This window comes from Rhizobacter sp. P2_H3, assembly GCF_056403355.1.
In genome coordinates, this window is the sequence record NZ_JBFUFQ010000173.1 from 1 (window position 1) to 12531 (window position 12531).

Below are 12531 nucleotides of genomic sequence, written 5' to 3' on the forward strand. Positions count from 1 at the left end.
GGAAGATCGAGGCCGGTGGCCAGATGCCAATCACGCCGCCGGTGCCCGCGATGGCGCGCGCGTGATCCGGCGCGATCAGGCGGCTGTGCGGCCTCGACGCTGCGGCCAGCGATGTGTGCGACAGCACGAGCGGCTTGTCTGTGACGGACGCGGCCTGGCGGACGAGGTCATGCGTGCCGTGTGCGACGTCGACCACGATGCCGAGCCGGTTGCAGCGCCGTATCACTTCGGCGCCGGTTTGCGTCAGGCCGCCGTGCACCGGGGGCTCGGTCTGGATGTCCCCGAGCTCGTTGACGCGGTAGTGCGTGAGCTGGAGGTGACGCAGCGCCCAGCGCTCGCAGGCGTCGTCGACGCGGTCGGCGTGGCCCTCGAGGAAGTCGCCGCCTTCGGCCGTGACGATGATGGAGGGGGCTGCGCTGCGAGCTTCGTCCAGGTCGCGCGCGCTCCGCACGATGCGCAAGCCCTGCGCGCGCGCGAGTTCGTGCACGCGCCGGAACGACGCTTCACCGTAGGCCTGCAGCTCGCCGGGCTGCGGGTCACGGAAAGGCCGGATGCGTTTCTCGGCGGTGACGCGGTGCGTCGGCGAGTCGGAGACGATGGCCAGGCACAGCACGGCCATGCCGCCGTCGCGCATCGGGTCCGCGACCGGCGCGAAGCGGCCACCGTGCTCGACGCGGTCGAGGCCGAGGATGTGGCCGGCGTGCGAGTGAATGTCGACGCTGACCATGGATTCGAGCAGGCGGCGGCTCTCGTTCGGCGCAGGGTGCGGCGCGGAGGCCGCAGCAGGCGTCGCGAGCAGGTGGGCCGGCGTGCTGCTGCAGGCCTGCTGCGTGGCTGCCGCGGCCCACGCCAACGTGCGCAGCGCATTGCGCCGGGTGAAGCGGACATCCGGCGCGCGCTGCCGACAGAGCACGCGGGCGTCGTGGAGCTGGAACTTCCAGCCGGACGGATCGTCCTCCGGCAGCGCGCGCAGGCGGCCGGCGAGGCGGACGCTCTCGCCGGTGATCGCGATCGGCGCTGCCGCGAACACCTCGATGCGCGACCTCGTGTCGCTCGGCAGGGAACCAACGCAGCATGCAGCCTCCGGAAGCAGGGCGAAATAGGACGCCGCCGTCGCGGGTTCGAATGGCGCAATCCAGCCATCGATCTGGATGTCTTCGTCAAGGCGCGCGCCAGAGGGCAATCGCTTGAGCGTCGCGAAGTCTGTGCCTTCGAATGTCATGGGGTTGGCGTCGTGGAGGGCGGGGCGACTGACCGCGCGGGGTCTGTCAAGGGTCGCATGAACAAGCGGTATCCTCAACCCCTTTACTCCAAAGGATCGAGATGGCACTGTCAAAGAAGAAGCGCGTAGGCAAGAGAACCATTTCTGCCAAGCAAGTCAGAAAGACGGCAAGCGGCAGAAAGCGCCGCAAGTCCGACGGCACCCAGCCCCCGAAGGCGACGACGCCAACTTCGACGCCTGCGGCGTCCTGATTGCGCTCGGACCAGCAGATCGCGCCAAGCCGCTTCGGCTTGGCCGCTCGCTCGGTCAAGCGCTGCCAGCACGCCCCACCCGATCGCGGTCCGCCACAGCCCCCTCCTCCTCATCCCGCCGGTGCGCCAGCCGGTACAGCACCGGCAGCACCAGCAGCGTCAGCGCCGTCGACGACAGGATCCCGCCGATCACCACCGTGGCCAGCGGCCGTTGCACCTCGGCGCCGGTGCCGGTCGCGAGCGCCATCGGCACGAAGCCGAGCGAGGCCACCAGCGCCGTCATCAGCACCGGGCGCAGGCGCGTCAGCGCCCCTTCGTGGATGGCTGAATCCAGCGGCTGGCCGCGATCGCGCAGGTTGCGGATGAACGACAGCATCACCAGGCCGTTCAGCACCGCGACGCCCGACAGCGCGATGAAGCCGACCGCCGCGGAGATCGACAGCGGGATGCCGCGCATCCACAGCGCGAGGATCCCGCCGGTCAGCGCGAACGGAATGCCGGTGAACACCAGCAGGCCGTCCTTGAGGTTGCCGAACATCGCGAACAGCAGCGTGAACACCAGCAGCAGCGAGACCGGCACCACCACCTGCAGCCGCTTCGTCGCGGACTGCAGGTTCTCGAACTGGCCGCCCCAGGTCATCCAGTAGCCGCTCGGCAGCGTCACCTGCTGCCGGATCGCCTGCCCGGCCTGCGCGACGAAACTGCCGAGGTCGCGCCCGCGCACGTTGGCGCTGACCACGATCCGCCGCTTGCCGTCTTCGCGACTGACCTGGTTCGGGCCCGGCGCCAGCGACAGCGTGGCCACCTCGCTCAGCGGGATGAAGCGCTGCGCGTTGCCGGCTCCCTTCGGCAGCGCGATCGGCAGGCGGCGGATGGCCTCCTGGTCGGAGCGCAGGTGCTCCGGCAGGCGCACCAGGATGTCGACGCGCCGATCGCCCTCGAACAAGGTGCCGGCCTCGTGCCCGCCGATCGCGGTGGCCAGCGTGTCCTGCACGTCCTGCACGTTCAGGCCATGGCGCGCCGTCTTCTCGCGATCGATCTGCACGGTGAGCATCGGCAAGCCGGTGGTCTGCTCGACGTTCACTTCCGCGGCACCAGGGATGCCTTGCAGCACACCGGCGATCCGCGCCGCGGTGGCATCGAGCACCGCCATGTCGTCGCCGAACACCTTGACGGCCACGTCCGCCCGCACCCCCGAGATCAGCTCGTTGAAGCGCAGCTGGATCGGCTGCGAGAACTCGTGGTTCTGCCCCGGCAGCCCGGCCACTTCGGCCTTCACCGCCGCGACCAGTTCGTCGCGCGTCCTGCGCGGTTGCGGCCAGTCGCCCATCGGCTTGAGCATCACGTAGCCGTCGGAGATGTTGGGCGGCATCGGGTCGGCGGCGATCTCGGCCGTGCCGGTGCGGGCGAACACCCGCTCGATCTCCGGGAACTTCGCCTTCAACGTGCTTTCCAGCTGCTGCTGCATCGCGACCGACTGCGACAGGCTGGTGCCCGGGATGCGCAGCGCCTGGATCGCGAAATCGCCCTCGTCGAGGCTGGGCACGAACTCGCTGCCCAGCCGGGTCGCGAGCAGGCCCGACAGCAGCACCGCCACGCCGGCGCAGGTCAGCACCAGCGGCTTGGCGGCCATCGCCCGCCGCAGCAGCGGCTCGTACGCACGCCGCGCCCAGCACATCAGCCGGTTCTCCTTCTCGGCCACCCGTTCGCCGATGAAGAGGGCCACCGCCGCCGGCACGAACGTGACCGACAGGAGCATCGCGCCGGCCAGCGCGATCACGACGGTGAACGCCATCGGGTGGAACATCTTTCCCTCGACGCCGGCCAGCGCGAAGATCGGCAGGTAGACGACCATGATGATCAGCTGCCCGAACAGCAGCGGCCGCCGCGCCTCCTGCGACGCGAGGAACACCTCGTGGAAGCGCTCGGCGCGGGTCAGCGGCCGGCCGTGGTGCGCCTGCGCATGGGCCAGGCGCCGCATGCAGTTCTCGACGATGACGACCGCGCCGTCGATGATGATCCCGAAGTCCAGCGCCCCGAGGCTCATCAGGTTGGCGCTGACCTTCTGCTGCACCATGCCCGTGAAGGTGAACAGCATCGCCAGCGGGATCACCATCGCCGTCAGCAGCGCCGCGCGGATGTTGCCGAGGAACAGGAACAGGACCGTGATCACCAGCACCGCGCCTTCCAGCAGGTTCCGCTTGACGGTGGCGATCGCCTTGTCGATCAGCACCGTGCGGTCGTAGACCGTGGTCGCGTGCACGCCGGCCGGCAGGCTGCGGTTGATCTCGGCCATGCGCCGGCCCACCGCCTGCGCGACGGTGCGGCTGTTCTCGCCGATCAGCATGAAGACGGTGCCGAGCACCACCTCGCGGCCGTTGTCGGTGGCGGCGCCGGTGCGCAGCTCGCGCCCGATCTCGACGCTCGCCACGTCGCGGATGCGCACCGGCACGCCCGCCTCGTTGCGCAGCACCACGTTGCGGATGTCGTCCATCGAGCGCAGCTGGCCGGGCGCGCGGATCAGGTACTGCTCGCCGCGCCGCTCGATGTAGCCGGCGCCGACGTTGGCGTTGTTGCGCTCCAGCGCACCGACCACGTCGGCCAGCGTCAGCCCGTGGGCCAGCAGCTGGCCCGGGTCCGGTGCGACCTGGTATGCCTTCGCGAACCCGCCGATCGAGTTGATCTCGGTCACGCCCGGCACGGTGCGCAGCTGCGGCTTGATGATCCAGTCCTGGATCTCGCGCAGGTCGGCCGGCGTGTACGGCTGGCCGTCCGGCTTGCGCGCACCGTCCTGCGCCTCGACCGTCCATTGGTAGATCTCGCCGAGGCCGGTGGAGATCGGACCGATCGCCGGTGTCACCCCGGCGGGCAGCTGGTCACGCGCGGCCTGGATGCGCTCGTTGACGAGTTGCCGCGCGAAGTAGAGGTCGGTGCCGTCGTTGAAGATCACGGTCACCTGCGACAGGCCGTAGCGCGACAGCGAGCGCGTCTGCTGCAGGCCGGGCAGGCCGGCCATCGCCGTCTCGATCGGGAAGGTGACGCGCTGCTCGGCTTCGAGCGGCGAGTAGCCGGGCGCGCCGGTGTTGATCTGCACCTGCACGTTGGTGATGTCGGGCACGGCGTCGATCGGCAGCTTCTGGTAGCTGAAGATGCCCAGCGCCGCCATGCCGAGGACGGCCAGCAGCACCAGCCATCGGTGCTCGATGGCGAAGCGGATGATGCGTTCGAACATGGATCGTCCTCGTCAGTGCGCGTGGGTGGCCGACGCCTTGCCGGCCTCGGACTTGAGGACGAAGCTGCCGGTGCCGGCGTGGCGCGTACCCGGCTGCAATCCCTTCGTGATCTCGACGCGCGTGCCGTCGCTGCGGCCGGTCTGCACCGGTTGTGCGACGAAGCCCGCGGCGGTCTGCACGAACACCACGGACCCTGTCGCCGCCCCAGTCCCTCGCGTCTCCAGCGTCTGGATCGCGTCCACCGACACGGTGACGGGCAGCGTCGCCTCGCTCGCCGTCATCTCGGCGTTCACGAACAGCCCGGGCCGCCACAGCGAACCCGGGTTGTCCACCACCACGCGCGCCTGTGCGGTGCGGGTTTGCTCGCCGAGCAGCGGGCCGACCCAGGCGATGCGGCCGTTCGCGACCTGGTCGAATGCGGACGCGCGGATCGCGACCTTGCTGCCCACGCGCACCTGGGGGAGCGCGTTGGCCGGCACGTCGATGCGGGCCCAGACGGTGCGCAGGTCGGACAGGGTGAAGACCTGCGCGTCTTCCTTCACCTGCTCGCCGAGTGCGATGTGCTTCTCGACGACCGTGCCGTCGAACGGGGCACGCAGCTCGAAGCGGTTCAAGGGGCCCGTGCCATTGCCGGTGCTGCCGGCGCCGACGGCCTGCAGTTTCTGGCGGGCGTTGTCGACGGCGATCTCGGCCTCGCGCAATGCGTTCGCGGCCTGCAGCACATCCTGCTGCGGCGAGATCTTCTCTTCCCACAGCGTCTTCTCGCGCTCGTAGGTCGAGCGGGCGAGCTGGTGGCGGGCCTGTGCAGCTTGCAGCGCGGCGCGCTGCTCGGACACCGTCGGGCTGCTGATCACGGCCAGCACCTGGCCACGGCGCACCTGCTGGCCGAGTGCCACCGGCACCGCCTCGACCACGCCGGCGACCCGGGGGACGACGTGGGCCGTGCGGTCTTCGTTGAAGCGGATCTCGCCCGGCAGTTGCAGCACGGTGCGGATGAGGCCCGGACCGGCGGCGTCCACGCGGATGCCTGCGGCCTTCAGCTGTTCGGGCGAGAGGGCGATCACGCCCTCGCCGGCTTCCTCGCGGCGCTTGTCGTCGGCGTGCTCCCCGGCTTCTTCGTGTCCATGCTCATGGGCGTGTTCCTCTTCGGAGGCCGGCGTCGTGCGGTGCGTGCCCAGGATGGCGACCGCACCCACGCTGCCGAGCGCGAGCACCGCGGCGATGGCCGCCAGTTGCTTGCGGCCCACGCTGGCGCGCAGGCGCTCGAGCCAGTTCGTCTTGCTGTTCATCGTCGATCTCACGGTTGGTGGCCCGCGTGCGGGCGATCGTTGGGGGTGCCGAGGCGGCGCTCGAGTTCGGCAGCGGCGCGGTGAACCTGGGCCAGCGCACTGAAGTACTGGGTCCGCGCCTGCAGCAAGGTGCGCTGGGCGTCCAGCACGTCGAGGAAGCTGAATTTGCCGAGCTCGAAGCCGCGGCTGGTGGCGTCGTGGACGCTTTGCGCGGCGGGCAGCACCTCCTGCTTCAAGGCGTGCGCTTCGCTGGAGCGGGCCTGCAGCTGGTCGAGGGTCTGCAGCACCTCGGCGCGCAGCCGCTGCTCCTCGGCCTCGGCGAGCGCCTGGGCGGCATCGCGCTTGCGCAGTGCCTCGAGCTGCGCGCCGGTGTTCGAGTCGAACAGCGGCAGCGGGATCGACAGGCTGATCATCGGCTGATTCCGGCCGCTCTCCGCGGCGCGCCTGGCCCCCAGGCTCACGGTCAGGTCGGGAATGCGGCGCGCGCGCTCCAGCTCGTAGGCGGCCTGGGCACGCAGCACTTCACCCTGTGCCCGGCGCAGCACCGGGGACTGCGCGACACGCTCTGCCAGGGCTTGCGCGTCAGGTGGTTGCGGCAAGGATTCCGGGCGGCCATCGAGTGGCGACGGCGTGCTGTCGGCAGCACCCATCGCCCAACCCAGCGCGCGCTGCGCGGCCTGCCGGTCGGCTTGCGCCTGGCGCAGTTCGATCCGTGCCTGGGCCTCGGCGACGCGCGCGCGCGTTTCGTCGGTCGGCGAGACCTTGCCCGCTGTCACGCGGCGTGCCGCCGCGGTGGTGCCGCTGGCGGCCATGTCCAGCGACTGCTCCGCGACCCTCACGCGCTCCTGGGCGATCAGGGCCTCGAAGAACGCCTGGATGGTGCCGGCCCGCACGTCGGCCTGGCGCGACGCGAGTTCTGCCAGCGCCAGCTCACGTGCGCTGCGGGCCAGCCCGATGCGGGCGGATCGCTTGCCACCGAGTTCCAGCGCCTGGCTCAGCAGGACCGTCGTCGTGCGGGTGTCGTGGCGCGTGTCCTCCTGGTCGATGCCGAGGGTCGGGTTGGGCCGTGCGCCGGCCTGGTCGAGCCCGCCATGGCTGGCGTCGACCTCCGCCTCGGCGGCGCGCAGCAGCGGGTTCTGGCGCAACGCGGTCTGCAGCGCGGCTTCCAGGGTCAGGGCAGGTGGGAGGGCAGGGGGTGGGGCCGGCGTCGAGGCCTGGCCGAATGCCAATGGGGTGATCAGTGCCGCGCACAGCAGCGGCACGCAAGTTCTGCGCATCGAATACTCCGAGGGTTGCGAGAGGGCAGCCGGAAGGATTCGACGAGGGCAGCAGCGATCAGGTCAGGGAGAAGGTCGTGCCTGGAAAGGGGTGCGCTCGCCGAATCAGGCGAGGCACCAGTTGGGCCGTTCACGGCGGTCGGGCTCGCGCGTCTGCAGCGGGGGCACGCCGGTGCCCAGTGTCGGCGGGTCGCTCAGGGCTGCTATCGCAAGCCCCTGCACCTGCAGCGGCTTGGCGGTACTCAGCTGGCAGTAGCCGCAGTCGCTGTCACCGAAGACCTTGGCGGCCTTTGCCGCGTCCGGGTCGACCGCCTTGGCCTGGTGGGCACCCTGGGCACCTTGGTGCTCGTGTTCATGGTGGCCCAGGTGACGAACGCTGGGCACCTGTTCATGCTGGCAATACGCTGCAGCCGCCGCCCAGGTGAACTGGAGCGGCAGCATGACGAGCAGCAGAAGGGTCAGCCAGCGGCGCATGGCGGCGGAGTATAGGGGGGCTGAGAGCCCGACTAGCGCGCAGCCCCGCCACTCAAGGTGACGGCGAGCGCGTCCACCGAGGATCGGTCGCCGAACAGCTTCCTGCGCTCGTTCAGCAGGGTGTCGCGGACCGCCTTCCTGCGCGGCGCTTCGGTGCACAGGCGCTCGACGCAGTCCACGTAGCGATCGGCCGACGAGGCGACCCACTCGTCCAGGCCGATCTGCCGCAGGATGGCGCTGGCAAATCTTCCGCGCAGGTGATCGCCTTCCCAGGCGACGATCGGCGTGCCCCGCTCGACCGCCTGCATGGCGGTGTTGAAGCCGGAAAAGCCGACGCTGTCGAGGAACACGTCGGCCCGGTCCAGCCAGCCGAAGAAGGCGGCCTGGCTCTGCCAGGGCACGAATCGCACGCAGTCGTCGAAATTCACCTGCGCGGCTTCGAATGCCGTGCGAAGGCGCTGTTCGAACAAGCGGGCCATCGGCGCGTTGTCCACCCGGAAGAAGACGAGCTTGCACGGCCGGCATTGCTGCGCGATCCGCACCCACAGCGGGTCGTCATGGGGCGCGTACTTGAAGGGCGTGCCCGCGCACAGCAGCAGCCTGTCCTGCGGCGAGATGTTCCATGCCGTCAGGTCCACGGCGACGGGCGCGGTGCCGAACGGCTCGTAGCAGCAGCCCAGGCCCGGCAGGCGGATCAAGGCCTCGGTGTAGTGGGCGTCGGCAGTTTCCGGCTCGAACGCCTGCGCACTGAGGTAGCCGTCGATGGTCGGCAGGCCCGTCGTCAGGGGATGTCCCCAGCTGGCCAGCTGCTGCGGCGCCAGGCGCAGGGCCGCCAGGCGCAAGGTGACGGAGTCCATGCTGATCTCGGGATAGAGCAGCGCATCGAGCTGGCTGTCCGAGATCGCCTTCGCCCAGTTCGTCCACGCGCCCAGGCCGTGGTGGAGCCTGGCCACCCGGCGCGCTGCCCATTCGGTCTCGGTGTCGCGCACGCTTCCGGTGTGGAAGACGTGCAGCTCGAACTGCCCGGGGTCCAGGTGGGCGATCCATCCGCGCACGATGGCGCGCCACACCGAATGGCTGTGCACGTGGGCCGAGACGATGCCGATGCGGCGTTTCGATGCGGACCGCGGTGCCACGGCAGGCACGCCCACCTTGCGGGCCCAGCCGGCCATCAGCGTGGTGCACAGCTTGCCGTAGTCGGCCAGCCGCTCGCGGTGATCGCCGGGAACATAGGCCAGGTAGAACGGCTGCTGCGCGCCGACCGCCAGGTGGCCTTCGGCCTGGGGCCGGGCGCGGAACCAGCTCTTCAGCTTGCCGAGTTCGTGGCCGAAGTTCTCTGCGCCGGCCCGTTGTTCCTCGTCGGTCCGGGGCACGGCCGGCAGCTGGGCCATCGCAAAGCCCCAGCGCGCGCGCACATGGTTCGTGTCCTGGCGGAAGGCGGCCTGGTAGGCCTTGCGCGCCTCTTGCGCATCGCCCGTGCCCATCAACGCATTGCCCAGCCAGTAGTGCGCCTCGGCCTGGGAGGGTGACGCCAACAGCGAGCGCTGCAACGCATCGGCCGCTTCCGACCACCGGCCCTGGTCGATGCGCAGCAGGCCCAGGTTGAACGAGGCTTGTGCCAGTGCGGGGTCGAGCCGCACGGCGCGCTCGAGGAAGGTGGCGGCTTCGTCGGCTTTCCCCTGGTCCTTCAGCAGCGCACCGAGGTTGCAGAGCGCCCCGGTGTGCTCCGGCTGGAGGGCGAGTGCGCGGCGATAGTGGCGCTCGACCTCCTGTTGCTTGTCGCGCTCGCCCAGCAAGAGGGTGCCGATCTGGAAATGGGCTTCCGCATCGGCGGGCTCGGCCGCTGCCGCCGCGGTGAAATGAAGCAGGGCCTCCTTCGGCTTGCGGTTCGCCAGGGCCATCAGGCCGAGCTGCACCCAGGGGGCGCTCCAACCCGGACGCAGTTCAGCGGCGCGTTGAAACGCCGGCCCGGCCTGGGCCGGGCGCTTGCAGGCCAGGCAGGCGAGTCCGGCGGCATGCTGCAGCGTGGCATCGGCCGGCGCCAGCGCGGTCGCCTGTTGCAGCAGCCGAAGGGCTTCCTGGGGATGCCCTTCCTTGAGCGCGATCAGGCCCAGCGCATGCAGCGCGATGGTGCTGCCGGCGTCCAGCGCCAGCGCAGCCTGTGCGGACTGGCGGGCTTCTTCCAGGTATCCGGCTTCGTACAACGCCAGCGGGCCATCGAGAAGGGAAGGCGGGGACGGAGGAGGGGGCGGTGCAGGAGGTGCGGCGGGCACCGTCGACGTGCCGGCGTGGGTCGAGGCGTCGACGGGCTCCGGGGCGGCGGCGTCGGACAGGGTCTTGAGTCTGGAGCGCAGCCAGCGAAGCATGGCTCAGCGCGGATTCGAGGGGCCGAGCGCCATCAGCTTGACCACGTCGCGCGCCAGCGAGGCGCTGAATTCCTCGGGGTAGCCCATGCCTTCGAGCACCGCTTGCAGCTTCGTGCCCAGCTTGGCCTTCTGGTAGATGTTCAGCGGCGTCGAACGGGCCAGGTTCTGTACGGCGAGGCGGATGCGCTGGTCGAGTTGCTCGCGGCGCTTTTCAGCCTGCTTCGAACTGTCGTTGACCTTCTCCGGGGGGAAAGACTTCCGAAGTTCCGCGGCCACCTTCGCCGCGAAGGCATCCACCGCAGTGGTGTCGAAGAATTTTGCGAACATGGGGCCAGTCGGGCGGGGCGTCGTGATCCGGTGGAGTGTGCCATTGAACGCGCCCGGGATCACCGGGCCAGCAGCGCCTGCACCTCCTCGTCGCTGGTCTGCGGGAACACCTCGTACCAGCACCCCACGGCGTGGAACGGCTCGGGCCGGGTGGCGCAGACGATGTCGTCCGCCTCGCCACGCAAGGCCTCGCAGCTGTCGTGCGCGCCGGTGGGCACGGCGATCACCAGCCGTGCCGGCGCCCTCATGCGCAGCGCCCGCGCCGCGGCCCGCATCGTCGCGCCGGTGGCCAGGCCGTCGTCGACCAGCAGCACGGTGCGCCGCGCCACTTCCAGCGGCGGCCGGCCGTTCCGGTAGAGCCGTTCGCGCCGCGCCAGCTCCTGCGTTTCGGCTTGCGTCACCGCGTCGATCTGCGCGGCCGTCAGCGACAGCATGCGCAGCAGGCTGTCGTTCATCACGCGCACGCCGCCGCTCGCGATCGCGCCCATCGCCAGTTCTTCATGCCCGGGCACGCCGAGCTTTCGCACGACGAACACGTCGAGCGGCAGCCCGAGCGCCCGCGCGACCGCATGGCCCACCGGCACGCCGCCGCGCGGCAGCGCGAGCACCAGCGCGTCGGGGCGACCGCGGTAGGCCGACAGGCGCCTCGCGAGCACCTGCCCCGCATCGCGGCGGTCATGGAACAACGGCTCCTGCATCGACGACTCCTTCGTCAGCAGGCACTGTGCCGCTGCTTCACTTCTTCTGCCAGACCTTCACGTAGTCGACCTCCATGCTGACCGGGAAGATCGTGTCGTCGACCGCGCCGCCCATGTCGCCACCGATCGCCAGGTTCAGCAGCAGGTACTGCGGCTTGTCGAACGGCCAGCTTGCGCTGCCCTGGTGCTTGTTGACGTAGGTGTGGAAGGGCTTGTTGTCGACGCCGATCACCAGGCTCTCGGGCGTCCAGGTCAGCTGGTAGTTGTGGAAGGCGCTGCAGGCGTCGGCGATCTGCGTCTCGCCGCCGTCGCCGAAGGTGCCGGCCGTCGAGGTGTTGTGGATCGTGCCTTCGATCGCGGTCGGGTTCTTGCCGACCTGTTCCATGATGTCGATCTCGCCGCCGGCCGGCCAGTCGCCGGTGGTGCCCAGCATCCAGATCGCCGGCCAGGTACCGAGCCCGCACGGCAGCTTGGCGCGGATCTCGAAGAAGCCGTAGGTCCAGCTGGCCTTGCCGTTCGTGATCAGGCGTGCCGAGCTGTAGTCCTGGCCGCCGTAGTCCCCCGCGGTGGTCAGGCGCTCCTTGCGCGCGGTGATCACCAGCTTGCCGTCGCTGATCTTCGAGTTCTCTGCGCGCGCCACCGCGTAGTACTGCAGTTCGTTGTTGTACCAGCCGGTCGCGTTGGCCTCGGTGTCGTAGACCCACTTGCCGGCGTCAGGCAGCGTGCCGGTGTCGAACTCGTCGGACCAGACGAGGGTGTAGCCGGCGGGGGCGTTGCTCGGCGCTGGAGCCGGGGCGGGGGCGGGGGCGGGAGCGGGAGCGGGTGCCGGTGCCGGTGCCGGTGCCGGTGCCGGTGCCGGTGCCGGCGAAGGCGAAGGCGAAGGCGAAGGCGACGGTGCGGGTGCCGGTGATGGAGCAGGCGCGGGTGATGGTGCCCCGCTGACCGGCGTCGGCGCCGCCGCATCGTCGCTGCCGCCGCAGGCGGCCACCACCAGCACGCCGGCGCACAAGGCTGCCAGGCGGGCCATCGAATGAAGTCGTGTGTTGTTCAGGTTCAAGGAAATTCCCTCCAGCCCGCAGCATGCCTCGTGTGCTGCCCGCCACCCGCAAGCCCGGCGTGACGATCGCTACACGTTGTAGCGGCTCCCGTACCATGTGAACGCCGAAGCCGTGACCTATTAGTAATCATGCCCGTCAAAACCCCTGCGCCCGCCGAGCCTGCACGCCGCGTCACGATGACCGATGTCGCGACGCAGGCCGCCGTGTCGCAGTCGACGGTCTCGCTGGTGCTCAACGGCATGACCGGCACCAAGCTGTCCGACGAGACGCGCGCCCGCGTGCTGCGCGTGGCCGCCGAACTCGGCTACCGGCTGCCCGACCGGCGCGGCACCGCGG

The 12531-nt window shown here is 70.3% G+C and carries 10 protein-coding genes; 1 reads left to right on the forward strand and 9 read right to left on the reverse strand.

Features of this window, described 5'->3' with window-relative positions; all coding sequences use genetic code 11:
• The 9 genes from AC1D1T_RS23935 to AC1D1T_RS23975 form a co-directional block, all read right to left on the reverse strand.
• Positions 1–1222, reverse strand: a 1222-nt coding sequence (locus AC1D1T_RS23935; protein WP_477992601.1) for a dipeptidase, incomplete at its 3' end; no start/stop codon positions are given.
• Between the two features lie 306 nt (positions 1223–1528).
• A complete protein-coding gene (locus tag AC1D1T_RS23940; protein WP_477825088.1) occupies positions 1529–4705 on the reverse strand; it encodes a CusA/CzcA family heavy metal efflux RND transporter in 3177 nt (1058 codons plus the stop codon).
• 12 nt (positions 4706–4717) lie between these two features.
• Positions 4718–5995 carry an efflux RND transporter periplasmic adaptor subunit gene (locus AC1D1T_RS23945; protein ID WP_477825087.1) on the reverse strand — a complete coding sequence of 426 codons (1278 nt, stop codon included), beginning with the start codon at positions 5993–5995 and terminating at the stop codon, positions 4718–4720.
• Positions 5996–6003: 8 nt separating this feature from the next.
• Complete coding sequence (locus AC1D1T_RS23950) at positions 6004–7272, reverse strand: TolC family protein (RefSeq protein ID WP_477825086.1); 1269 nt, start codon at positions 7270–7272, stop codon at positions 6004–6006.
• 105 nt (positions 7273–7377) lie between these two features.
• A complete protein-coding gene (gene czcI, locus AC1D1T_RS23955) occupies positions 7378–7746 on the reverse strand; it encodes a cation efflux protein, CzcI family (protein WP_477840410.1) in 369 nt (122 codons plus the stop codon).
• Between the two features lie 32 nt (positions 7747–7778).
• Positions 7779–10112 (reverse strand): tetratricopeptide repeat protein, encoded by a 2334-nt coding sequence (locus AC1D1T_RS23960; protein WP_477992602.1) that lies wholly within the window; start codon positions 10110–10112, stop codon positions 7779–7781.
• A 3-nt stretch (positions 10113–10115) separates the two neighbouring features.
• The gene (locus tag AC1D1T_RS23965; protein WP_477826920.1) at positions 10116–10502 is read right to left on the reverse strand and encodes a ribonuclease H family protein; all 387 of its coding nucleotides are present in this window, start codon (positions 10500–10502) and stop codon (positions 10116–10118) included.
• Entirely contained in the window at positions 10499–11137 is a 639-nt protein-coding gene (locus AC1D1T_RS23970) for a phosphoribosyltransferase (RefSeq protein ID WP_477826921.1), read from the reverse strand. The genes AC1D1T_RS23965 and AC1D1T_RS23970 overlap by 4 nt, the downstream gene beginning before the upstream one ends.
• 37 nt (positions 11138–11174) lie before the next feature.
• Entirely contained in the window at positions 11175–12164 is a 990-nt protein-coding gene (locus AC1D1T_RS23975) for a glycoside hydrolase family 16 protein (protein WP_477992603.1), read from the reverse strand.
• 159 nt (positions 12165–12323) lie between these two features.
• Between AC1D1T_RS23975 and AC1D1T_RS23980 the strand changes: the two genes are divergently transcribed.
• Positions 12324–12531, forward strand: a 208-nt coding sequence (locus tag AC1D1T_RS23980) for a LacI family DNA-binding transcriptional regulator (protein WP_477826923.1), incomplete at its 3' end; no start/stop codon positions are given.